The organism is Stenotrophomonas sp. STEN013 (assembly GCF_056760355.1).
The window spans coordinates 360,538-382,860 of record NZ_JBRREO010000001.1 but is presented as its reverse complement, the minus strand read 5'-3'; the positions used below and the strand labels follow the sequence as shown (position 1 = coordinate 382,860).

At 66.7% G+C, this 22,323-nt stretch carries 18 protein-coding genes; 11 read left to right on the top strand and 7 right to left on the bottom strand.

Annotation, left to right across the window (positions count from 1 at the left end):
* Positions 1–191 precede the first annotated feature (191 nt).
* Together ACVOMH_RS01665 and pilB are read left to right on the top strand one after the other, a co-directional pair.
* Entirely contained in the window at positions 192–1,178 is a 987-nt protein-coding gene (locus tag ACVOMH_RS01665; protein ID WP_481550829.1) for a diaminopimelate dehydrogenase, read from the top strand.
* A gap of 136 nt (positions 1,179–1,314) precedes the next feature.
* On the top strand, positions 1,315–3,045 hold the full coding sequence (gene pilB, locus ACVOMH_RS01660; protein WP_481550828.1) for a type IV-A pilus assembly ATPase PilB: 1,731 nt from the start codon (positions 1,315–1,317) through the stop codon (positions 3,043–3,045).
* Positions 3,046–3,132: 87 nt separating this feature from the next.
* On the opposite strand, the gene ACVOMH_RS01655 is transcribed toward pilB, so the two are convergent.
* Positions 3,133–4,515: a sigma-54-dependent transcriptional regulator gene (locus ACVOMH_RS01655; RefSeq protein ID WP_057505905.1), complete on the bottom strand. Its 1,383-nt coding sequence runs from the start codon at positions 4,513–4,515 to the stop codon at positions 3,133–3,135.
* A 67-nt stretch (positions 4,516–4,582) separates the two neighbouring features.
* Positions 4,583–6,196, bottom strand: coding sequence for a sensor histidine kinase (locus tag ACVOMH_RS01650; RefSeq protein ID WP_481550827.1), 1,614 nt, complete (start codon positions 6,194–6,196; stop codon positions 4,583–4,585).
* 254 nt (positions 6,197–6,450) lie between these two features.
* Here ACVOMH_RS01650 and sucC point away from each other — a divergent pair, with 254 nt between their 5' ends.
* From sucC to ACVOMH_RS01635, 3 genes are all read left to right on the top strand, one after another.
* Complete coding sequence (gene sucC / locus ACVOMH_RS01645) at positions 6,451–7,620, top strand: ADP-forming succinate--CoA ligase subunit beta (protein WP_481550826.1); 1,170 nt, start codon at positions 6,451–6,453, stop codon at positions 7,618–7,620.
* A 25-nt stretch (positions 7,621–7,645) separates the two neighbouring features.
* Positions 7,646–8,524 carry a succinate--CoA ligase subunit alpha gene (gene sucD / locus ACVOMH_RS01640; RefSeq protein WP_054658152.1) on the top strand — a complete coding sequence of 293 codons (879 nt, stop codon included), beginning with the start codon at positions 7,646–7,648 and terminating at the stop codon, positions 8,522–8,524.
* Positions 8,525–8,740: 216 nt separating this feature from the next.
* A complete protein-coding gene (locus ACVOMH_RS01635) occupies positions 8,741–10,378 on the top strand; it encodes an NAD+ synthase (RefSeq protein WP_481550825.1) in 1,638 nt (545 codons plus the stop codon).
* 82 nt (positions 10,379–10,460) lie between these two features.
* On the opposite strand, the gene ACVOMH_RS01630 is transcribed toward ACVOMH_RS01635, so the two are convergent.
* Entirely contained in the window at positions 10,461–11,345 is an 885-nt protein-coding gene (locus ACVOMH_RS01630) for an outer membrane protein assembly factor BamD (protein WP_054658154.1), read from the bottom strand.
* Positions 11,346–11,460: 115 nt separating this feature from the next.
* On the opposite strand from ACVOMH_RS01630, the gene rluD reads away from it, so the two are divergent.
* From rluD to ACVOMH_RS01610, 4 genes are read left to right on the top strand one after another with little or no spacing between them, the layout of a single operon-like run.
* Positions 11,461–12,450: a 23S rRNA pseudouridine(1911/1915/1917) synthase RluD gene (rluD, locus tag ACVOMH_RS01625; protein WP_057505902.1), complete on the top strand. Its 990-nt coding sequence runs from the start codon at positions 11,461–11,463 to the stop codon at positions 12,448–12,450.
* Entirely contained in the window at positions 12,450–13,229 is a 780-nt protein-coding gene (pgeF, locus tag ACVOMH_RS01620) for a peptidoglycan editing factor PgeF (protein WP_057505901.1), read from the top strand. The genes rluD and pgeF overlap by 1 nt, the downstream gene beginning before the upstream one ends.
* A gap of 2 nt (positions 13,230–13,231) precedes the next feature.
* Positions 13,232–13,765 carry a DUF4166 domain-containing protein gene (locus ACVOMH_RS01615; RefSeq protein WP_199398897.1) on the top strand — a complete coding sequence of 178 codons (534 nt, stop codon included), beginning with the start codon at positions 13,232–13,234 and terminating at the stop codon, positions 13,763–13,765.
* Positions 13,755–14,159: a thiol-disulfide oxidoreductase DCC family protein gene (locus ACVOMH_RS01610; RefSeq protein WP_054658490.1), complete on the top strand. Its 405-nt coding sequence runs from the start codon at positions 13,755–13,757 to the stop codon at positions 14,157–14,159. The genes ACVOMH_RS01615 and ACVOMH_RS01610 overlap by 11 nt, the downstream gene beginning before the upstream one ends.
* A gap of 12 nt (positions 14,160–14,171) precedes the next feature.
* On the opposite strand, the gene otsA is transcribed toward ACVOMH_RS01610, so the two are convergent.
* The 4 genes from otsA to ACVOMH_RS01590 form a co-directional block, all read right to left on the bottom strand.
* The gene (gene otsA / locus ACVOMH_RS01605; RefSeq protein ID WP_054658492.1) at positions 14,172–15,539 is read right to left on the bottom strand and encodes an alpha,alpha-trehalose-phosphate synthase (UDP-forming); all 1,368 of its coding nucleotides are present in this window, start codon (positions 15,537–15,539) and stop codon (positions 14,172–14,174) included.
* Positions 15,536–17,317, bottom strand: coding sequence for a glycoside hydrolase family 15 protein (locus ACVOMH_RS01600; RefSeq protein WP_057505899.1), 1,782 nt, complete (start codon positions 17,315–17,317; stop codon positions 15,536–15,538). The genes otsA and ACVOMH_RS01600 overlap by 4 nt, the downstream gene beginning before the upstream one ends.
* A 54-nt stretch (positions 17,318–17,371) precedes the next feature.
* A complete protein-coding gene (gene otsB, locus ACVOMH_RS01595; protein WP_054658494.1) occupies positions 17,372–18,118 on the bottom strand; it encodes a trehalose-phosphatase in 747 nt (248 codons plus the stop codon).
* Positions 18,119–18,254: 136 nt separating this feature from the next.
* Positions 18,255–20,687 carry a TonB-dependent receptor plug domain-containing protein gene (locus ACVOMH_RS01590; RefSeq protein ID WP_481550824.1) on the bottom strand — a complete coding sequence of 811 codons (2,433 nt, stop codon included), beginning with the start codon at positions 20,685–20,687 and terminating at the stop codon, positions 18,255–18,257.
* 187 nt (positions 20,688–20,874) lie between these two features.
* Between ACVOMH_RS01590 and ACVOMH_RS01585 the strand changes: the two genes are divergently transcribed.
* Positions 20,875–21,351: a DUF3574 domain-containing protein gene (locus ACVOMH_RS01585; RefSeq protein WP_481550823.1), complete on the top strand. Its 477-nt coding sequence runs from the start codon at positions 20,875–20,877 to the stop codon at positions 21,349–21,351.
* 55 nt (positions 21,352–21,406) lie between these two features.
* The gene (locus ACVOMH_RS01580; protein ID WP_481550822.1) at positions 21,407–22,306 is read left to right on the top strand and encodes an FG-GAP repeat protein; all 900 of its coding nucleotides are present in this window, start codon (positions 21,407–21,409) and stop codon (positions 22,304–22,306) included.
* Positions 22,307–22,323 lie beyond the last annotated feature (17 nt).

Here is a 22,323-nt window from a genome sequence, read left to right as displayed (position 1 = left end):
GTAAGCAACGCGCACCCGGGACCTCTGCGATGCCTGCACCGCGGTGTTTCCCCGGGTGCGGCCGATGGCCTTACCCGGGCGACTCGACTGCCCGATGCGCCGGACTGTGCGTGAAGGGATAATGCCGGCCCGCGTCGCCACCTTGTTGCAGGCCGGCAGGCGCGTCCCCCCTTCAGAAACAGGAATCAGCAATGGGTGATGCCATCCGCATCGGAATCGTGGGTTACGGCAATCTGGGACGCGGAGTGGAATTGGCCATCGCGCGCAATCCGGACATGGTGCTGGCCGGGGTGTTCACCCGTCGCCCGCCGGGCCAGGTGGCCACGGTCTCTGCCGCTACGCCGGTCCACGGCATCGAAGCGCTGGAGGTGCCGCGCGCGGATATCGACGTGCTGGTGCTGTGCGGCGGCTCCAAGGACGACCTGCCGGCACAGGGGCCGGCATTGGCGGCGCGCTTCAATACGGTGGACAGCTTCGACACCCATGCGCGCATCCCGGAGTACTTCGAGGCGGTGGACGTGCCGGCCCGGGCGGCCGGGCGTACCGCGCTGGTGGCCTGCGGCTGGGACCCGGGGCTGTTCTCGCTCAACCGCGTGTTCGGCGAGGCGCTGCTGCCGGAAGGCGAGACTTACACCTTCTGGGGCCGGGGCCTGAGCCAGGGTCATTCCGATGCGATCCGCCGGGTGCCGGGCGTGGCCGCCGGGGTGCAGTACACGCTGCCCTCGGACGCGGCCATGGCGCAGGTGCGCAGCGGCGCGCGCCCGCACCTGTCCACCCGCGACAAGCACACCCGGCACTGCTTCGTGGTGCTGGAGGACGGTGCCGATGCCGGAGAGGTGCGGCAGGCGATCGTGTCGATGCCGCATTACTTTGACCAGTACGACACCCGCGTGGATTTCATCAGTGCCGAGCAGCTGGCGCGTGAGCATTCGGCCATGCCGCATGGCGGTTTTGTGATCCGCAGCGGCAGCACCGCCGAGGGTGTCTCGCAGGTGGTGGAGTATTCGCTGAAGCTGGACAGCAACCCGCAGTTCACCGCCAGCGTGCTGGTGGCCTATGCGCGGGCGGTGTACCGCATGAACCGCGCCGGGCAGGTGGGAGCGGTGACGGTGTTCGATGTGGCCCCGGGCCTGCTGTCGCCGCGCTCGGCGGCGGAGCTGCGCCGCGGCCTGCTGTAGACCGGCCGGCAACGACTTGGCAACCCCCTTCGTGCCCGGGCAGGACGAAGGCGGGAGCGGGGCGATCCGGGCAGTGCGGCAGCCGCCGTGGCGGCCGGATGCGGTATCTTTCTGGTCTGATTGAAGGGGGAATCCCATGAACACACTGGCATCCGCCAACCTGGTGGGTATTACCGGCATCGCCCGGCGTCTGGTCCAGGACGGAGCGCTGGACGAAGCCACTGCGCGCACCGCGATGGCCCAGGCCACCGATGCCAAGGTGCCGCTGGCGCAATGGCTGGCCGACAGGAAGCTGGTCAGCGCCGCCAGCATGGCAGCGGCCAACGCGATGGAATTCGGCATGCCGTTGCTGGATGTGTCGGTGTTCGATGCCAACCAGAGCGCGATCAAGCTGGTCAGCGAAGAGCTGCTGCGCAAACACCGCGTGCTGCCGCTGTTCAAGCGCGGCGGCAAGCTGTTCGTGGGCACCAGCAACCCGACCCAGCCGCTGGATGAGATCAAGTTCCACACCAATCTGGTTGTCGAGTCCATTCTGGTGGACGAGGAGCAGATCAAGCGCACGCTGGACCTCTGGCTGGCCAGCAATGACAGCTTGGGCAACGCGCTGGGCGGCGACGACGGTGATGTGGGCGATCTGGATGTCGCCGCCGGCGATGAGGACATGGGAGGTGGTGGCGACGCCGGTATCGACGCCAAGGGCGACGACACCCCGGTGGTCAAGTTCGTCAACAAGGTGCTGGTCGATGCGATCCGCAAGGGCGCCTCGGACATCCATTTCGAGCCGTACGAGGACGAGTACCGGGTGCGTTTCCGCATCGATGGCCTGCTCAAGCAGGTGGCCAAGGCGCCGGTGAAGCTGCGCGAGCGCATCGCCGCGCGCCTGAAAGTGATGTCGCAGCTGGATATCGCCGAAAAGCGCGTGCCGCAGGACGGCCGTATCAAGCTCAACCTGTCCAAAACCAAGCAGATCGACTTCCGTGTCAGCACGCTGCCGACCCTGTTCGGCGAGAAGATCGTGCTGCGTATCCTCGATGGTAGCGCGGCCAAACTGGGCATCGACAAGCTCGGCTACGAGCCGGAGCAGCAGAAGCTGTTCCTGGAGGCGATCCACAAGCCCTACGGCATGGTGCTGGTGACCGGCCCGACCGGTTCGGGCAAGACCGTGTCGCTGTATACCGCGCTGGGCATCCTCAATGATGAGACCCGCAACATCTCCACCGCCGAAGACCCGGTGGAAATCCGTCTGCCGGGCGTGAACCAGGTGCAGCAGAACAACAAGCGCGGCATGACCTTCGCCGCGGCGTTGCGCTCGTTCCTGCGTCAGGACCCGGACGTGATCATGGTCGGTGAAATCCGTGACCTGGAAACGGCGGAGATCGCGATCAAGGCCGCGCAGACCGGCCATATGGTGCTGTCCACGCTGCATACCAACGATGCCCCGCAAACCATCGCGCGCCTGATGAACATGGGTATCGCGCCGTTCAATATCACCTCCTCGGTGACGCTGGTCATTGCCCAGCGCCTGGCCCGCCGGCTGTGCTCCAACTGCAAGCGTCCGCTGCAGCTGCCCGAAAACGCGCTGCTGGCCGAAGGCTTCACCGCCGAGCAGATCGACAAGGGTATCCAGCTGTACGAGCCGGTGGGCTGCGAGGAGTGCACCGAGGGTTACAAGGGCCGTACCGGTATCTACCAGGTGATGCCGATGACCGACGAGATCGCCTCGATCGTGCTGCAGGGCGGTAATGCGATGGAGATCGCCGCGGCCGCGCAGCGGGTCGGGGTGAATGATTTGCGCCAGTCCGCGCTGCTCAAGGCCGCTCACGGTGTGACCAGCCTGGCCGAGATCAATCGCGTGACCAAAGATTGATCCAGGACCGGTTGATCCAATGAAAAACGCCGGGTAAACCCGGCGTTTTTCATTGCTGCAGTTCTCTGCCGATCTGCGGGACGCCGGTTACTCCATTTCCAGCTTTTTCAGCTTGTAGCGCAGGGCGCGGAAGGTGATGCCCAGCTGCGCGGCGGTGCGGGTCTTGTTCCAGCGGTTTTCTTCCAGCGCCTTCTGGATTGCGGAGCGCTCCAGCTGCTCGATGTAGGTGGGCAGCGCGGCGTTGGCCGGATCGATATCGATCACCGCTTCCTGGGGGGCGGCGCCCTTGCCGCCATCGGCACCGAACGGCCGGGCGTGCGGCAACCGCAGATCATCGGCGCCGATATGCCCACCTTCGACCATCGCCAGCGCGCGCTCCAGGATGTTCTCCAGCTCGCGTACGTTGCCCGGGAACGCATAGTCGGTCAGGGCATCGATGGCGGAGGGGGCCAGCGCAGGCAGGGGTTGTCCCTGTGCGTGTGCCAGCCGGCTGAGGATGGCCGCCGCCAGTTGCGGCAGGTCGCTGCGGCGTTCGCGCAGCGGCGGCACGCGCAGTTCGATCACGTTGATGCGGTAGTACAGGTCGTGGCGGAAGCGTCCATCCTCCACCAGTTCGGCCAGATCCTTGTGGGTGGCCGACAGGATCCTCACGTCCACCGGAACTTCGGCCGCCGCGCCCACCGGGCGCACCGATTTTTCCTGGATCGCGCGCAGCAGTTTGACCTGCATCTGCAGCGGCAGCTCGGCCACTTCGTCCAGGAACAGGGTGCCGCCGTTGGCGGCCTGGAACAGCCCGGGCTTGTCGGCGTGGGCACCGGTGAAGCTGCCCTTGCGGTGGCCGAAGAACTCGCTCTCCATCAATTCGCCGGGGATGGCGCCGCAGTTGACCGGGATGAATGGCCCGGCCGCGCGGGCGCCCTGCTCGTGGATGGTCCGGGCGACCAGCTCCTTGCCGACGCCGGATTCGCCCAGGATGTAGACCGGTGCCTGGCTGCGCGCGACCTTGGTGATGGTGGCGCGCAGTTCGTCCATCGCCGCCGATTCGCCGAGCAGGCGCGCGGCATTTTCCGGCGGCGCCGGGGTGCGGGGGCGTTCGGTATTGTTCAGTTCCAGCGCGTGCTTGACCATGCCGCGCAGCACGCTGATGTCCACCGGCTTGCTGACGAAGTCGAAGGCGCCGGCCTTGAGCGCTTCCACCGCCAGATCCATGCTGCCAAAGGCGGTGATCATCGCCACCGGTGTACGCGGGTGGTCGCGGGTGATCTCGGTGACCAGCTCGATGCCGTTGCCGTCGGGCAGGCGCATATCGGTCAGGCACAGATCGAAGTGGTTGCTGGCCAGCAGCTCGCGCGCTTCGGCCAGGTTGGCCGCGGTACTGATGCGCAGCCCCATCCGGCCAAGGGTGAGAACCAGAAGCTCACGGATGTCGCGTTCGTCATCGACGACCAGGGCGCTGTGCGTCACATTCATGGCGGGAACGATAGCGGAGGAGGCCGGTTGCCGCCAACCTCGCGCCAGCGGGAGTGTGCCCGGGGTATCAGTGCGGCAGGGTCTGGGGCGGCGCGGACAGGGTCAGGCGGAAGCAGGCGCCGCCGGCCGGCACGGAGATGTAGTCCAGCTGTGCCTGGTTGGCACGGCACAGCTCGCGGGCGATGTACAGCCCCAGCCCGGTGCCGTGTTCGGAGGTGGTGTAGAACGGCCGGAACAGCTGTGCGGCCACCGCGTCGGGGATGCCGGGACCGCGATCGGTCACATCGATGATGGCGTGGCGTTCGGCCGAGGCGACGCGGATGCGGACCCGTGCCGGCTCCTCGGCCAGACGGCCGTACTTGAGCGCGTTGTGCACCAGCGAGGTCAGCACCTGGTGCAGGTGCCGGGGATCCATCAGCGCCATCACCGAGGCCTCGCGGATGATGACTTCCAGGCTGTCGGTCTCGATGGACAGGGTCTGCCGGTACTCCAGCACGAAGCGGCGGACGAAGCTGGCCAGGTCCAGGTTCTCCGGGTTGGCGCGTTCGCGCCGGGCCAGGCCGAGCACGCTTTCGACAATGCCGTTGGTGCGTTGGCACTGGTGATGGATGATCTGCAGCAGGCGGCGGTCGGCTTCGCCGATATCCGGCGATTCCTCCAGCAGCTGGGTGGCGTAGTTGATTGCCGCCAGCGGATTGCGGATTTCATGGGCCAGACTGGCGGAGAAGCGCCCCAGCGTGGACAGCGTCAGCGATTCGGCGCGGCGCGAGACAACGGTGGTGTCATCCAGGAACACCAGCGACAGTTCGCTGTCGGCCAGCAGCCGGGCGAAGCGCGGCTGCACCTCGGCCTGGTCGGGCGCCAGCTGCAGCGGCAATTCTTCCTCGCGCCAGCCATTGCGCCAGCGTTGCAGGCGTTTGGCCAGTTCGGGCGCGCGCAGCGACAGCCGGTTCTCGCCATCGTCCAGGGTGCCGCCGGCATCGCCGAGCAGGGCGGTGGCGGCCTCGTTGGCCACGGTGATGCGGCCGTGGCCATCGACCACCAGCACGCCGGTCCGCATGCGGCGGATGATCAGTTCGTTGATCTCGAACAGGTTGGCCACTTCGGCCCCGCGCTGCTCGGCCAGCTGCTGGTTGCGGCGTGCACGGTTGCCGATCTGGTAGCTGATCCAGGCCAGCGCCAGATAGCTGGTGATGAACATCGCCAGTTCGGCCACGGTGCGCGCATTGCTGCCGTCCTCCAGCTCGCGCCAGACGAATTCGAGCACGGTGGCGGAGCTGGCGCCCAGCGCCACCAGCATGCCGCGCGCGAGCGGCAGCAGCATCGCCGCGGCGGCGATGTTGAACAGCAGCGACATCGAGATGCCGGCGCTGGCGCCGGGCAGGGCGTGGGTCAGCAGCATCGCGGCCACGGTGTCGACCATCACGCTGCACAGGACGATGGTCTGCAGCCAGCGTTCGTTGCGGCCCCAGATCAACAGGCCCAGCGAAACCAGCAGGTAGCCGATGGAGACCAGCTGCGCCAGTCGCGGGTGATGGGGCTCGCCAACCAGCATGGACAGCGGGCTGAACACCAGCGCCGCGATCAGGCTGGCGACCAAGAGCCGGTAGAGCGCGAAGAAATACAGTTCGCGTCGCGGGATCGATTCGATGCGATCGATAAGCGATGAGCTGGGGGACAAGCCGGACTCCTTTCCTCGCGACGAGCGCACAGTATAGGTGCCGAACCGGTGGCGGGCGGCGCCGTGGCTGCGTCCAGATTCACGGGCAAGTGACTGAAAAGCTTTTGAAAACCGGACCCGCGCCGATGATTTGTACAGACTTCTTTGCGCCGCGGCCCGGGGTCGGCGACAATAGCCGGCCCGCCTGCGCTGTATGACGGCCACTTTGGCCTCGCGGACTTATGAGGCGGTCGTTCCTATTCCCACGGTGACGCATGAATTTCCACGAATACCAGTCAAAACAGCTGCTTGCCCAATATGGCATTCCGGTCCCGGCCGGCAAGGTCGCAGCCACCGCCGATGAGGCCGTTGCCGCTGCCCAGTCGCTGGGCGAAGGCCCCTGGATGGTCAAGGCGCAGATCCATGCGGGCGGTCGCGGCAAGGCCGGCGGCGTCAAGTTCTGCAAGACCGTCGACGATGTGAAGGCCGCTGCGGCCAAGATGCTCGGCACCAAGATGGCCACCTACCAGACCGCCGGCGTCGAGCTGCCGGTCAACCTGGTGCTGGTGACCACCGCCGGTGAGATCGTCAAGGAGCTGTACCTGTCCGTCCTCGTGGACCGTGGCACCAAGACCATCAGCTATATCGCCTCGTCCGAAGGTGGCGTGGAGATCGAGCAGGTCGCCGCCGAGACCCCGGAGCTGATCCACACCCTCAACGTTGACTTCGTTGAAGGCGTGCAGGGTTACCACGGTCGCGATTTCGGCTTCAAGCTGGGCCTGACCGCCAAGCAGGCCGGCCAGTTCGCAAGCATCATGGTCAACCTGTACCGCCTGTTCAACGAAAAGGACCTGGCGCTGGTTGAAATCAACCCGCTGGCGATTCTGGACGACGGCAACCTGTACGCGCTGGACGGCAAGTTCGACAGCGACGACAACGCCAGCTACCGCCACAAGGATCTGGTCGCCATGCGCGACAAGACCCAGGAAGACCCGACCGAAGTGATCGCCTCGGAGCTGGACATCAACTACGTCACCATGGACGGCAACATCGGCTGCATGGTCAACGGCGCCGGCCTGGCCATGGCCACCATGGATGTGATCAAGCTCAACGGCGGCGAGCCGGCCAACTTCCTGGACGTGGGCGGCGGTGCCAACAAGCAGCGCGTGATCGAAGCGTTCAAGCTGATCCTGTCCTCGGACAAGGTCGAAGGCATCTTCGTCAACATCTTCGGCGGCATCGTCCGCTGCGACATGATCGCCGAAGGCATCATCGCCGCGGTCAAGGAAGTGGGCGTCAAGGTTCCGGTGGTGGTCCGTCTGGAAGGCACCAACGTGGAAGAAGGCAAGCAGCTGCTGCGTGACAGCGGCATGGCCATCATCCCGGCTGACAACATCAACGATGGCGCCAAGAAGATCGTTGACGCGGTCAAGTCTGCTGCCTGATCCACGACACCCCAAGGAATTACCCATGAGCGTTTTGATCAACAAGAACACCAAGGTGATCGTGCAGGGCTTCACCGGCCAGCAGGGCACCTTCCACGCCACCCAGATGCTGGAATACGGCACCCAGGTGGTCGGCGGCGTGACCCCGGGCAAGGGTGGCACCACCCATCTTGAACTGCCGGTGTTCAACACCGTCGCCGATGCCGTCGCCGCCACCGGCGCCGACGCCTCGGTCATCTACGTGCCGCCGGCCTTCGCCGCCGACGCGATCCTGGAAGCCGCTGCGGCCGGCATCAAGGTCATCGTCTGCATCACCGAAGGCATCCCGGTGCTGGACATGCTGCGCGTGAAGAACGTGCTGACCCGTTCGCATCCGGACACCGTGCTGATCGGGCCGAACTGCCCGGGCGTCATCACTCCGGGCGAGTGCAAGATCGGCATCATGCCGGGCCACATCCACATGCCGGGCAAGATCGGCATCGTGTCGCGCTCGGGCACGCTGACCTATGAAGCGGTCAAGCAGACCACCGAAGTGGGCCTGGGCCAGTCGACTTGCATCGGCATCGGCGGCGACCCGATCAACGGCCTGAACTTCGTCGACTGCCTGAAGCTGTTCAACGAAGACCCGCAGACCGAAGGCATCATCATGGTCGGTGAAATCGGCGGCGACGCCGAGGAAGCCGGCGCCGAGTACATCGCCAAGCACGTCAAGAAGCCGGTCGTCGGTTTCATCGCCGGTGCCTCGGCTCCGGCCGGCAAGCGCATGGGCCACGCCGGTGCGATCGCCTCCGGTGGCAAGGGCACGGCCGAAGGCAAGTTCGCCGCGATGGAAGCCGCTGGCGTGAAGACCGTCCGTTCGCCGGGCGATCTGGGCGCGGCGATTGCCGAGCTGATGAAGAAGTAAGCCATCCGCTGCATGGATGTCTGGAAAAGGCCGCCTTCGGGCGGCCTTTTCTTTTGGACCGTCGCCCGGCTGCGCCCCGCTACGGCGGGCAATGGGCCACATCTGGAATAATGGCCCGGTGCATCCGCGCGGCGGTTGCACGGGGCGGGCGTCAGCCCGCCAGGTGTTTCCTTTCCGGCATCCGCATGGGGATGCCCGCAGAACAAGGCAGCTGACATGACCCAATCGCTTCGCATCGCTCTGGCCCAGTTCGACTTCCCGGTCGGTGATGTGGCGGGCAACGCCGACCGCATCATCGAGTTGATGCACGAGGCGCGCGACGAATACGGCGCCGAGGTGGTGCTCTTTCCGGAACTGGCGGTCAGCGGCTATCCGCCGGAAGATCTGCTGCTGCGCCCGGGATTCCTGCGCCAGTGCGAGCAGGCGCTGCAGCGTATTGCGACCGCCGCGCACGGCATCGTGGCGGTGGTCGGCTGGCCGCAGAGCGCCGGCGCGGTGGTCTACAACGCGGCCAGCGTGCTGCGCGAGGGGGCGGTGGAAACCACCTACCGCAAGCGTGAGCTGCCCAACTACGCGGTGTTCGACGAGCGCCGCTATTTCGACGTCGATCCGGACGGCGGCGACTGCGTATTCGAGGTCAACGGCGTGAAGCTGGGGCTGGTGATCTGCGAGGACCTCTGGTTTGCCGAGCCGCTGGCCGGTGCGGCCAAGGCCGGCGCCGAGCTGGTGCTGGTGCCCAACGCCTCGCCCTATGAACGTGGCAAGCACGCCCAGCGCGATGCGCTGCTGGCCGAGCGCAGCCGCGAGACCGGCGTCGGCATCGTCTACGTCAACACCGTCGGCGGCCAGGACGCGGTGGTGTTCGATGGCGCCTCGGTGGTGGCCGATGGCGATGGCATCGTGCATCCGGCCGCGGTGGCGTTTGCCGAGGAGATGCTGGTGGTCGACTACGACGTGGCCCGCCGCAGCTTCATGCCGATGCGCTGGATCGATGATGGCGATGAAAGCATGGACGCGCTGGCCTGGCGCGCGGTCACCCGTGGCATCCAGGACTACTGCCGCAAGAACGGCTTTTCCAAGGTCTGGCTGGGCCTGTCCGGCGGTATCGACTCGGCGCTGGTGCTGGCGCTGGCGGTGGATGCGCTGGGCGCGGCCAACGTCACCGCGGTCAGCCTGCCTTCGCGCTACACCGCCGACCTGTCCAATGACCTGGCCGTGGAGCAGTGCCGCGCGCTGGGGGTGAAGCTGGAGACGGTGCCGATCGAGCCGGCCTTCCAAGGCCTGATGCAGTCGCTGTCGGCGATGTTCGAAGGGCAGGCGCCCGACGTCACCGAGGAGAACCTGCAGTCGCGCAGCCGTGGCGTGATCCTCATGGCGCTGGCCAACAAGTTCGGTGGCCTGCTGCTGACCACCGGCAACAAGAGCGAGTACGCGGTCGGCTACGCTACCATCTACGGCGACATGTGCGGCGGCTACGCGCCGCTGAAGGACCTGTACAAGACCGAGGTCTACGGCCTGTCCAAGTGGCGCAATACCGTGGGCGGAGCCCCGGTGATCCCGCCGGCGGTGATCGCGCGCGCGCCGTCGGCCGAGCTGCGCGAGAACCAGACCGACCAGGATTCGCTGCCGGCCTACGACGTGCTCGACGGCATCCTGTACCGCTACGTCGACCAGGAGCAGTCGCGCGAGGACATCATCGGCGCCGGCTATGCGCCGGAGGTGGTGGACCGGGTGCTGCGGCTGGTGCGGATTGGCGAGTGGAAGCGCCACCAGGCCGCGCCGGGGCCGAAGGTGTCACGGCGTGCGTTCGGCCGGGAACGGCGCTATCCGATCAGCAACGGTTTCCGCGGCTGAGCCGGCCCAAACCGTTCAAGGGATAAAAAGAAAGGGGCCGCAAGGCCCCTTTCCTGTGTCTGCGCCGGATGGATCCGGCCGCTTACTTCTTGCCCATGGTGGCGTTGCGCTGCCCGGTGGCCACCGACTTCTCGCCGGCGAACGGGTTGAGCTTGCGGATCATCCACGGGTACTTGGGCCAGTTGCCGGCCAGCCACGGGTGGTCGGGCTGGTTCAGCTCGAGCACGCGACGGGCGTCATCGGCCAGGGTCTGGTTGCCCAGGCGGGTATAGGCCTCGGCCAGCAGTGCCACCGCATCGTACTGGAAGGCGCTCTGCGGATAGGTTTCCAGCAGGTAGTTGGCGCGGCCGGCGACCGAGACCCAGGCGCCGCGACGGGCGTAGTACAGGGCGTTGTCCAGCTCGTGCTGGGCGAACACGTCGCGCAGCTCGATCATGCGCTGGCGCGCGTCGGCGGCGTAGCGGCTGTTCGGGTAGCGCTCGGTGACGATGGTGAAATCGGCATAGGCCTGACGCGGCGAGGACAGATCGCGGCGGCTCGGATCCAAGGACCATACGCGGCGCAGGAAAACCGTATCGCGGTTGCTGTTGGCCAGGCCACGCAGATAGTACAGATAGGCGATGTTGCGATGGGTCGGGTAGGTGCGGATGAAGCGGTCGATGCTGGACACCGCGTCATCGTTCTTGCCGGCCTTGTACTGGGCGTAGGCGCTTTCGATCATCGCCTGCTCGGTGTACGGGCCGTACGGATATTGCGCAATCAGGCGCCGGAAGCTGTTTTCAGCCCCCGACCAGTTGCCGCCCTGCATCAGCTTGTGGCTCTTTTCGAACAGCTGTTCGACCGGCACGCCTTCGTCGGCATTCTTGCCCTTGGTACCGCGGTGGCAGCCGGAAACGGCAAAAACCAGCACCAGCAGCAGGGCGGTGAAACGGAGGGGGGCGGACAGCATCGAGAAGCCTCGGATCATGGGTCAGGGCAGGACGCGGCAGGAATACGAAGGGGCGATGATAGCCTAGTGGCCTGTCCTGCGACTGACTGTTGCCGTCAGGACCCCCAATTTCGTCTTTCTGTTGGTCTTTCCCATGTCCGAGAACACCTCTGCCACCCAGCGCCAGGCGCTGGTCCCCGATTCCGCTGCCGGTCGTCGTTTTGATGCCGTGCTGGCCGAACTGTTTCCCGAATTCTCCCGTTCGCGCCTGACCGAGTGGATCAAGACCGGCGCGGTACTGCTCGACGGCGAGCCGGTGCGGCCGCGCGATCCGGTCCGTGGCGGCGAGCTGGCCACATTGAACGCGGTGCTGGAGATCGAGACACACGCGGTGCCGGAGGATATCCCGCTGTCGGTGCTGTACGAGGACGAGCATGTGCTGGTGATCGACAAGCCGGCCGGGCTGGTGGTCCATCCGGGCGCCGGCAACCCGAGCGGCACCCTGGTCAACGCGCTGCTGTTCCGGGACCCGGAGATCGCCAAGGTGCCGCGTGCCGGTGTGGTGCATCGCCTGGACAAGGACACCAGTGGCGTGATGGTGGTGGCGCGCACGTTGCAGGCGCAGACCGCGCTGGTGGAGCAGCTGTCGGCACGTGAAGTGCACCGCCAGTATCTGGCGGTCGTGGTCGGTGCGCTGGTCGCCGGCGGTACCGTGGATGCGCCGATCGACCGCCACGCCCGTGACCGTCTGCGCATGGGCGTGCGCGAGGACGGCAAGGACGCGGTGACCCATTACCGGCTGCGTGAGCGCTTCCGCGCGCACACCGCCCTGGAATGCCGTCTGGAAACCGGCCGCACCCACCAGATCCGCGTGCACATGGCCCACCTCAAGCACGCCATCGTCGGCGATCCGCTGTATGGCGGTTCGCTGAAGCTGCCCAAGGGCGCCACCGATGAGCTGATTGCGCAGTTGCGCGGCTTCAAGCGTCAGGCGCTGCATGCTGAAACCCTGGAGTTCGTGCACCCGGTCAGTGGCGAAACGATCCGCAACACCGCGCCGGTGCCGGCCGACCTGCTGGCGCTGATGAAGGCGCTGCGTGAGGATTCGGAAGCCTTCGCCGAGCGCGAGCGGGACCGCCGCTGATGCCCAGCGCGCAGCCGTGGATGCGGGCCCACTGGCCGGCGCCGCCGGGCGTGTGTGCCTTCACCACGACGCGCCATGGGGCGGGTGGCTCGCAGCCCCCGTTCGATACCTTCAATCTCGGCAACCGCACGGCCGCTGACGGTGACGATCCGGCGCAGGTGCAGCGCAATCGTGAGGAGCTGCAGCGCCTGGCCGGGCTGCCTTCGGCCCCGCACTGGTTGCGGCAGGTGCATGGCACCGGTGTGCTGCGTTTTGACGCGCCGCCCGCCGCGCAGGGCATCGACGCCGAACCGGTGGCCGATGCCGCGGTGACCGCAGTGCCGGGCGTGGTGCTGGCGATCCTCACCGCCGATTGCCTGCCGGTAGTGTTCGCCGCGCGTGATGGCGGTGAAGTCGCCGCCGCCCATGCCGGCTGGCGCGGGTTGGCCGAAGGCATGCTGGAAGCCACGCTGGCGGCGATGCGTACGCCGGCCGGGTCGGTGATCGCCTGGCTGGGGCCGGCGGCCGGACCGGCGCACTATGAGATTGGCGCTGACGTGTATCAGGCGTTCGTCGCCCGCTCGGCCGAGGCGGAAGCGGCGTTCACGCCGACCCGGCCCGGCCATTGGCGGGTGGACCTGTACGCGCTGGCGCGGCAGCGGCTGCTGGCCGCGGGGATGGAACCGGCCGCTATCCACGGTGGTGATCTGTGCACGATCACCGACCCCGCGCGCTGGTTCTCGCACCGCCGTGACCGCCGCAGTGGCCGGATCGCCACCCTGGTGTGGATGCAGGGATGAATGTGCCGCTGTTCGCGCAGGTGCTGGGTTCCGCGTTCGAACAGCTGTCGCCGCAACTGCGGGCATTGCATTCGGTGCGTGACCGGCAACGCTGGAGCGGGCAGGGTGACGTAATGCGCGGCAGCCATTGGCTGGTAGCGCCGTGCGCCTGGCTGGCGCGTCTGCCGCCGACCTCGACCGTGCCAGTGGCTGTCGAGTTCGTGGTCGATGCCGATGGCGAGTGCTGGCGTCGCCGTTTCGGGCCGGCGCGGATGCACTCGCGGCTCTGGCAGCGCGGCGGGCGGCTGTTCGAGCAGCTGGGCGCGGTGCGTTTCCGCTTCGGCCTGTCCGAAAGCGCCGGGCAGATCCTGTGGCGGGTCGAGCGGGCCTGGGCCTTCGGGCTGCTGCCCCTGCCGGCACGCTGGTTCGCCCAGGTGCACTGCCGCGAACGCGAACAGGCCGGACGCTACGAATTCCTGGTCGACGTCTCGATGCCGCTGATCGGCCGGCTCATCCGCTACGAGGGCTGGCTGTTGCCAGACACCGATGCGCACTGAGCCGGCGGTGATCGTGTTCGACGGCGTGTGTGCGCTGTGCAGCCGCTGGGTCGGGTTCCTGCTGCGTTTTGATCGCGGCGGACGCTACCGCTTCGCGGCGATGCAGGGCCGCTGCGGTCGCAGCCTCCTGCACCGCTACGGGCTGGATCCGGAGGATCCGCTGTCCTTCCTGCTGCTGGAGGATGGCATCGCGTACACCGATACCGACGCGATTATCCGGGTGGTGGCCGGACTGGGCGGTGTCTGGACGCTGGCCGTGCTGGCCCGGGTGGTTCCCGCGCCACTGCGTGACCGCGGCTACCGCTGGCTGGCGCGCAACCGGTACCGCTGGTTCGGCCGCCATGAGCGCTGCTTTGTGCCCGATGCGGCCAGCCGCGAACGGTTTCTGGACTGAGGCTGGAGCAGTTCAAGGGGCCGCTTCCAGTGCCTGCAGGTAGTCGCGGCGCCAGCGGTTGATATCGAATTCGCGCAGGTGCTGCATCATCGTCTGCCAGCGCTCGATGCGTTCGGCGCGTGGCATGTTCGCCGCCGTGGCGATGGCATCGGCCACGCCATCCAGATCGTGCGGGTTCACCAGCAGCGCCTGTTGCAGCTCGTCGGCGGCGCCGGCCAGCAGTGACAGCACCAGCATTCCGGGATCTTCCGGGTTCTGCGCGGCGATGTATTCCTTGGCGACCAGGTTCATGCCGTCGCGCAAGGGCGTGACCAGTCCCACTGCCGCCTCCCGGTAGAAGCCGGTCAGGGTGCTGTGCGCATAGTTCTGGTTGACGTAGCGCAGCGGGGTCCAATCGGCTTCGGCATGGCTGCCGTTGATGTGGCCGGCCAGCTGTTCCAGTTCCCCGCGCAGCTTGCGGTATTCGTTGACGCTGCCGCGCGAGACCGGCGCGATCTGCAGGAAGGTCATCGTGCCTTTGTCCTGCGGATGGCGGCTGAGGTAGCGCTCGAAGCCGTGGAAACGCTCGGGCAGCCCTTTGGAGTAGTCCAGCCGGTCCACGCCGATGGCGAGCTTGCGGTGCTGCAGGCTCTGCCGCAGTGCGCGCACCGCGCTGTTACCGGCGGCGCTGCGTGCCTGCCGGGCGATGTGCTCCGTGTCGATGCCGATGGGGAAGGCGGAAGTGCGCACACGGCGACCGTCGGGGGCCTGTATCCATTGGCTGTCGATCAGACTGCCGCCGCCGAACAGGCGCACATAGGACTGGAAGCGGTCCACGTCGCGCCGGGTCTGGAAGCCCAGCAGGTCGTAGGCGTGCAAGGTCTGGAACAGCGCGCGGTGGTCGGGCAGCGCATGGATCAGATCGGCCGAGGGCACTGGCACGTGCAGGAAAAAGCCGATCCGGCAGCCCACCCCGCGCTCGCGCAGCAGTGAGGCCAGCGGAATCAGGTGGTAGTCATGGATCCAGACCGTGTCGTCTTCGCGCAGCAACGGTGCCAAGGTATCGGCGAACAGCCTGTTCACGCGCCAATAGCCGGCGCGTTTGCTGCGGTCGTAGTCCACCAGGTCCAGGCGGAAGTGCAGCAGCGGCCACAACGTCCGGTTGGAGAATCCGTTGTAGTAGGTGTCCAGATCGGCCTTGCTCAGGTCCATGGTGAGCAGGCGGATGGCCCCGTCGGTGTGCTCGTGCAGTGCCCCGCTTGTCGCGGTGCTGCGCCCGCTCCAGCCGAACCACAGTCCCCCGCGCTCGCGCAGTGCCGCCAGCAGGCCTGTCGCCAGGCCACCGGCGCGATTCTCGCCGGGCACGGCCACCCGGTTGGAGACGACCACCAGCCGGCTCACGAGGCCTCCTGCCAGCTGCGCGACAGACGCATCGCGGCGGTGATCAGCCCGACATGCGAGTAGGTCTGCGGGAAGTTGCCCCAGGCTTCGCCACCGTTGAAGGCAAGGTCCTCCGACAGCAGGCCCAGGTGGTTGCGTTGTTGCAGCAGCGCTTCAAACATTTCGCGTGCCTCCTCCATGCGGCCGATTGCGGCGAGCGCATCGATGTACCAGAACGTGCAGATGGTGAAGCTGGTTTCGGGTTCGCCGAAATCATCCGGAGCGATGTAGCGGTACAGCGCGTTGCCATGCTTGAGGTCCCGGCCGATGGCCTCGACGGTGGCGATGAAGCGGGCGTCGCTGGCGTCGATGAAGCCCAGATCGGCCAGCAGCAGCAGCGAGGCATCCAGGCGATGGCCGCCGAAGGTATCGGTGAAGTGGCCGAGCTGCTCGCTCCAGGCTTTTTCCATGATGCGCTCATGGATGATATCGGCGCGCTCGCGCCAGTACTGCGCACGTGCATCGAGCTTGAGCCGCACTGCGATCTTGCACAGGCGATCACAGGCCGCCCAGCACATCGCGCTGGTATAGGTGTGTACGTCGGTGCGGCCGCGGAACTCCCACAGTCCGGCATCAGGCACGTCATGCAGGGCGAAGGCCTGTTCGCCCAAGGGCTCCAGCCGGGCGAAGGTGTGCGCGTCGCCCGGATCCTGCAGGCGCTGGTCGAAGAACAGCTGGGTCGAGGCCAGCACCACGCTGCCGTAGACATCGTGCTGGCGCTGCAGCCAGGCCAGGTTGCCGCGCCGCACCGGCCCCATGCCGCGATAGCCGGACAGCGTCGCCACCTCCTCCTCATCGAGCTTGGCTTCAAAACCGATGCCATACAGCGGCTGCAGGCTGCCATCGCTGGTGGCCAGGTTGAAGATGTAGCCGAGGAACTGCTCCATCGTGCGGGTCGCGCCGAGGCGGTTGAGCGTGCGCACCACGAAGGCGGCATCGCGCAGCCAGCAATAGCGGTAGTCCCAGTTGCGGATGCTGCCGGGGGCTTCGGGAATGGAGGTGGTCATCGCGGCGATGATCGCGCCGCTGTCTTCGTACTGGCACAGCTTCAGGGTGATCGCACTGCGGATCACCGCGTCCTGCCATTCCAGCGGAATGGACAGGTAGCGCACCCATTCGCGCCAGTAGTCGCGCGTGCGCTGGAAGGATTCCTGCACATAGCCACTGAGCGAGCGGTTGAGTGATTCGTCCACGCCCAGTACCAGGTGCACGCGGTGGTTGAGCACGAACGGCAGGCCGTCCCGCACGAAGCGCACCGGCACATCGGTGGTCAGGCGCAAGGCGTGGTCCGGCAGCAGCCAGCGGATGTGGTTGCTGCCCCAGGTGGTGTCCGGTTGGCGTGCGCCCCAGTCGGCCAGTGGCCGCGCACGCACGATGATGCGCGGGCTGCCCGACAGCGGGGTGACCTGGCGGATCAGGCTGACCGGACGGTAGAAGCGCTCGTTCTGCCGCCAGCGTGGTGCGAAGTCGATGACTTCCACCGCACCGCCGTGGCGGTCATACAGTACCGTGCGCAGGATGGCGGTATTGGTGAGATAGGACTGCTCGCTGTCGCGGAAGTCCTCCAGCTCGATGCCGAAGTCACCGCCCGGGTGCTGGTTGGGGCCGAGCAGGGCACAGAAGGCCGGGTCGCCATCGAAGCTGGGCAGGCAGCTCCACACCACGCGCGCCTGTGTGTCGATGAGCGCGCCGAAACTGCCATTGCCAACTACGCCAAGGTCGAGGGTGGCGTCTTGCATTGCTTACTCCTTGTTGTGCGAACGCCGCTGGCGTCGCTGTTTCCTCCGGAGGGGTCAGGTCGTGGCTGCGCGCAGCCAGGCGTGTACGGCGGGGATGTCGGGCAGGGCGCTCCGCGCATGGCTTTCGGCGCGTTGGCCGACCAGCACGCCCAGACCGCCAGACTGCTGCGCAGCCTGAAATCCGTGCTCGTCGGTGAGATCGTCGCCGATGAAGAGCGGACGGCGGCCCTGAAAAGGCGGGTGCTGCATCAGTTCCCGCAGTGCCCGGCCCTTGTCATGCGTGGCGGTGACGAACTCGATGACATGGTTGCCGGGCTGCAGACGCACCCCGGGCAGCTGCGGCAGCTGGGCACGGGCAAAGGCGGTGATGGCGCCGGCGGCGTCCGGGGCGTTGCGCCAGTGCAGTGCCAGAGACTGGCCCTTGTGTTCGACCAGCATGCCGGGGTGCGCGTGGGCAAGCTGTTGCGCGCGCACGTGCAGAGCATGCAGCCACGGTGCGGTACCGCTGTCCGGAAGGGGGGCCTCGGCGCAGTGCCGCAGCTGTGCGCCGTGCAGGCCTGCCATTGGCAGTTGCAAGGGCGTGAACATCTGCTGCAGTTGGGTCAGCGGCCGTCCACTGAGCAACGCCAGCGCACCGCCCAGACGCCGGTGCAGGATGGCAAGCAGGTCCAGCAGCGGCGCGTCGGGCTTCACTTTGTCCGGATGATCGGCAAAGGCGAGCAGGGTGCCGTCGACGTCGAGGAAGAGCGCATCGGTGTCCGCCAGCGCCGGAGGCGGCGGACGCTGTAGTTCTTCAAACATGCCGACACTATGCCGCGACAGTTGTTATGGGAAGGTCATCCCGCGTGCGACAGCCGCTGCATGACCGCACATGGGGCGATGTGGGTGCAGCTCCCCTCGCCTGCTGCCAGGAGAGGGGAGCCGGCGTGTTTACCGATCAGAACGTAAAGCGCACCCGGCCATACCAGTACGCACCGTTGCTTCCGATCGGTGACAGCACGTCATACGGCAGGTTGCCGAAGTAGTGGATGTCTTCGTTCGACAGGTCCGGATAGTTGTCGGTCAGGTTCTGGCCACCAACCGCCACGCTCCACTGCGGACTGATGCGGTATTCGACTTCCGCATCCAACTGCCATTCGGCCTGGTAGGTCTGGGTCGGCACATAGCCATCGCCGAAATCGAACACGCGCTTGGCGCTGCCGTGGCGGCTGAGCCGGCTGCTCAACGACCAGCGGTCATTGGCCCAGCTCGCGGCGAACTGCGCGCGGGTGCGCGGGGCGGCATCGGTCAGCGTGTTGCTCTCTTCCACGCCGAACAGCACATAGTCCGGATCCAGCGCCAGCAGCTGCGCCGGCGTAGCCAGCACGTTCTTCAGCTCGGTCTTGGCATAGCTCCAGGTACCGGTCAGCAGCAGCTCGCCATCGCCCAGCGACTGCCGCCAGTTGCCGACGAACTCGGCGCCGCGGGTACGGGTGTCGGCGGCGTTGACGAAATAGTGCGCGCTTTCCAGCCCGCCGATGCCGAACTGCTGCTGGACGAAATCGGTCAGCGCATCGCCACGGATGCTTTCCGACAGTGCGATACGGTCATCGATGTCGATCTGGAACAGGTCCAGCGACAGGTCGAAGTGGCTGCCGATCTGGCTGGTGAAACCCAGGCTGGTGTTGACCGACTTCTCCGGTTTCAGGTCGGTGGCGCCCAGCGCACGTGCGATCGTGTTGTTCACCGACAGCAGCCGGCCCTGCACCAGCTGCCCACCGGCGGTGTAGCCGGTCGAGGTCGACTCGTAGCCGATCTGGCTCAGCGACGGTGCGTGGAAGTTGTTGGAGATCGAGCCGCGCAGTGCGAAGGCCGGGGCGAAGGCGTAGCGTGCGCCCAACTTGCCGGTCAGCTCACCGCCGAAATCCTGGTAGTGCTCGTAGCGGGCGGCGATATCGGTGGAGAATTTCTCGCCGAAGGTCGAGGACAGGCTGGTATAGGCACTGATCACATCGCGCGACAGATCGGCCTCGTCCTGTGGGGTCAGGCCACCGCCGGCCTGCGAGCCGGTCGGGCGGTCGGTATACGGGCCGGCGGCATAGCTGGCCGGGTCGCCAGCGCCGGTTTCATAGCGCTCGTGACGGCCTTCGATGCCGAAGCCGAGGCTGTGGCTGTCATTGGCGCGCACGAAGATGCGGCCGAAATCCAGGTTGGCCACGGTCTGCGCGAAGCTGAAATCACCGGTCTTGAAGCGAGTCGGGCTGGCCGGGCCGAGCGAGGCGTTGAGCGAGTTGTGCAGTCGATAGGTGAACGCGTTGCGGCCATGGTCGAGGCTGGCATCGTAGTTCCAGTCGCCGAGTTCGCCGCGGGCACCGGCCACCAGCTGCACATCCAGGTTTTCGCCTTCGGAGATCGGGCGGTAGCCGTTCGGGTACAGCGCCTTCCAGTTGGCCTCACCGTCCGGGTAACGGAAGTAGTTGGCGCCTTCGGTATCGCGCTGGTTCCAGGTGCCGAACGCATAGGCCTTGGAGGTCGCGCCGAGCGGAATCTCGCTGTTGAACCAGGCGTTGAGGTCTTTGCTGGCGCCATCGCCGAGCGAGTAGTTGCGCTTGCCGGCCAGGGCCAGGTTGTCCGGGGTCTGCGCCTCCCACGGCGGGATCTGGTCGAAACCAGCACGGTTGGTCGCTTCGCGGTTCTTCAGTTCCAGGCCCACGCGCAGGAAGCCACCGTCATCGGTCAGGGCGGTGCCGACCTTGGCGCTGAAGAAGCTGGTCTGGCCATCGGTCAGGGTGCGGCCGATCGGCTTGAGGTCGGTGTGGTGGGCGCCGAAGCTGGCCTCGATGGCGCCACCTTCCGGCGCGTCGTCGAGGATCACGTTGATCACGCCGGCCACCGCATCGGAGCCATACAGCGCGCCGGCGCCGTCACGCAGCACCTCGATGCGTTTGATCGCGCTGACCGGGATGGCATTGAAGTCGACCGGCGTGGTGCCCTTGCCGATCTTGCTGTCGGTATTGACCAGGGCGCTGTTGTGGCGGCGCTTGCCGTTGACCAGCACCAGCACGTGGTCCGGCGACAGACCACGCAGTTGCGCGGCACGCACATGGTCGGCACCGCCGGAGTTGGACTGGCGCGGGAAGTTGAACGAGGGCAGCAGCGCCTGCAGCGCGCTGCCCAGCTCGCCGTTGACCACGCCGGCCTTGCGGATGTCCTCGGCGCTGAGTACGTCCACCGGCGCGGTGGATTCGAGCACGGTGCGGTCGATGGCGCGGGTGCCGGTGACGATCACCGTGTCCAGGTTGGTGGCTTGCGGGGCGTCCTGGGCAAAGGCGGGAGAAGGCAGCACCAGCGCGATGGCCAGGCCAAGCGGGGCCGAGGTGGGGCGGGACATGGAAACTCCGGAGAAGGGCGGGGAGGGAATTTATTGCTTACATCCATCCGGATGAAGCGATATATTATCTTGGCGTGATGACGGCATCCGGCGCAAGTACCGCGCAGGGCATCTGCATATCGCCGATGGCGATCTGCGCCATCGGCCGTCCTTCCATTCCTGTCTTTCCCTGTTCCGGAGTTCCCCGATGAAGTTGCAAGCCCTCCTGTTCGCCGCCACCCTGGCCCTGACCGGCTGCGCCAGCCTGTCGTCGACTGCTCCGGCGGGCAGTGCGGTCACCGCCACACTGCAGGACGATGCGGCGCGTCCGGCCGCGGCCAGTGGCTGGGTGCGCAGCGAGCTGTATTTCGGCGTCGGCGAGGAAAGCGGGAATTCCGCGCGCGAACAGACCGATATCGTCAGCGAGGCACAGTGGCGCGCCTTTCTGGACAAGGAGGTGACGCCACGCTTTCCCGATGGCCTGACCGTGTTCGATGCCTATGGCCAGTGGCTGTTCCGCGGCGCGCCGGAGCCGAACCGGCTGCGCACGAAAGTGCTGGTGGTGTTGCACGAAGACACCGCGCAGCGTCGCGATGACATCGAGGCGATCCGTCTGGCGTGGAAGCAGGCCACCCGGCACCAGTCGGTGCTGTGGTCGCGGCAGCCGGTCGAGGTTTCGTTCTGAGCGACACCGGATCGACTAGCCTGCGGGCAGCTTCCAAGTGCAGACGAGTTTCTCCATGACGCCCCCCATACCCAGACCCCGCTGGCGTTATGCCGCTTTCGGCCTGCTGCTCGCAGCGGTTGTGCTGCCGGCAGCGCCAGCGCGCGCTGGCGATGACCGCGAGATACGCTTCGAGGTCACCGCCGCTGTGAGCGCGCATGCGCGCTTGCCCGGCGATGGCCGCGTGGACGTGGGTACCAGTCGCTCCTCGGCCCGCCAGCTACTGCTCGCCTCCACGGATGAAGCAGGCGGCGGCACGCGCCTGGGCCACGCCGACTACAACTTCGACGGTTACCAGGACCTGGCTACCCGCGCGACGCTGGGCCAGGTCAACGAGGCGGTCACGGTCTACCTGTACGAGCCGGCCAGCGGCCAGTTCCGGACATTGGCCGCGCCTGCGGGGGCGCACATCAGCTGCGCGGGCTTCTGGTCGCTGACCCCGGACCCGGCCACACGCACACTGACCAGCAGCTGCCGCAGTGGGCCGATGTGGTACAGCGATGTCTACCGCTACCAGGCAGACAGGGTCTACCTGTATCGCTCGATGCGCGGCGCCATGCTCGACACCGCCCCCTTGGCGCCGGTTCTGGATCTCGGGGTAGCCGGGGATGGGGATCCGGAAATCCTCACCGTGTGGAGCACCTGGGACGTTGCAGGCAAGCGTGTTGATAGTGCCATCCGGGATGCATTCGATCCGCCACTGGAGGATGCACCGTTGCCGGGCCGCAGTGCCTCGGTGGTGCCGGACAAACTGCAGCTGTACAGCAGGGCCGGCGACACCGTCACCCGGCGATATCTGCGCAAAGGTGATCGCGTCGAGCTGCTGGACGAAGCCGAGGGCTGGCTGCAGCTGCGCTACCACAATCCCCGCCACGGCCCGGTGCTGGGCTGGGTGAAACTGCCCCCGAACGGCTGATCTGCTCCATCCGCACC

Excerpts from the sequence above, each read along its gene's own strand:
- ACVOMH_RS01635 (WP_481550825.1), top strand. The coding sequence starts at position 8,741 with ATGACCCAATCGCTTCGCATCGCTCTGGCCCAGTTCGACTTCCCGGTC.
- otsB (WP_054658494.1), bottom strand. The coding sequence starts at position 18,118 with ATGTTTGAAGAACTACAGCGTCCGCCGCCTCCGGCGCTGGCGGACACC.
- rluD (WP_057505902.1), top strand. The coding sequence starts at position 11,461 with ATGTCCGAGAACACCTCTGCCACCCAGCGCCAGGCGCTGGTCCCCGAT.
- ACVOMH_RS01580 (WP_481550822.1), top strand. The coding sequence starts at position 21,407 with ATGACGCCCCCCATACCCAGACCCCGCTGGCGTTATGCCGCTTTCGGC.
- pilB (WP_481550828.1), top strand. The coding sequence starts at position 1,315 with ATGAACACACTGGCATCCGCCAACCTGGTGGGTATTACCGGCATCGCC.
- ACVOMH_RS01630 (WP_054658154.1), bottom strand. The coding sequence starts at position 11,345 with ATGATCCGAGGCTTCTCGATGCTGTCCGCCCCCCTCCGTTTCACCGCC.
- ACVOMH_RS01585 (WP_481550823.1), top strand. The coding sequence starts at position 20,875 with ATGAAGTTGCAAGCCCTCCTGTTCGCCGCCACCCTGGCCCTGACCGGC.
- ACVOMH_RS01590 (WP_481550824.1), bottom strand. The coding sequence starts at position 20,687 with ATGTCCCGCCCCACCTCGGCCCCGCTTGGCCTGGCCATCGCGCTGGTG.
- ACVOMH_RS01600 (WP_057505899.1), bottom strand. The coding sequence starts at position 17,317 with ATGCAAGACGCCACCCTCGACCTTGGCGTAGTTGGCAATGGCAGTTTC.
- sucC (WP_481550826.1), top strand. The coding sequence starts at position 6,451 with ATGAATTTCCACGAATACCAGTCAAAACAGCTGCTTGCCCAATATGGC.
- pgeF (WP_057505901.1), top strand. The coding sequence starts at position 12,450 with ATGCCCAGCGCGCAGCCGTGGATGCGGGCCCACTGGCCGGCGCCGCCG.
- ACVOMH_RS01665 (WP_481550829.1), top strand. The coding sequence starts at position 192 with ATGGGTGATGCCATCCGCATCGGAATCGTGGGTTACGGCAATCTGGGA.
- ACVOMH_RS01610 (WP_054658490.1), top strand. The coding sequence starts at position 13,755 with ATGCGCACTGAGCCGGCGGTGATCGTGTTCGACGGCGTGTGTGCGCTG.
- ACVOMH_RS01655 (WP_057505905.1), bottom strand. The coding sequence starts at position 4,515 with ATGAATGTGACGCACAGCGCCCTGGTCGTCGATGACGAACGCGACATC.
- sucD (WP_054658152.1), top strand. The coding sequence starts at position 7,646 with ATGAGCGTTTTGATCAACAAGAACACCAAGGTGATCGTGCAGGGCTTC.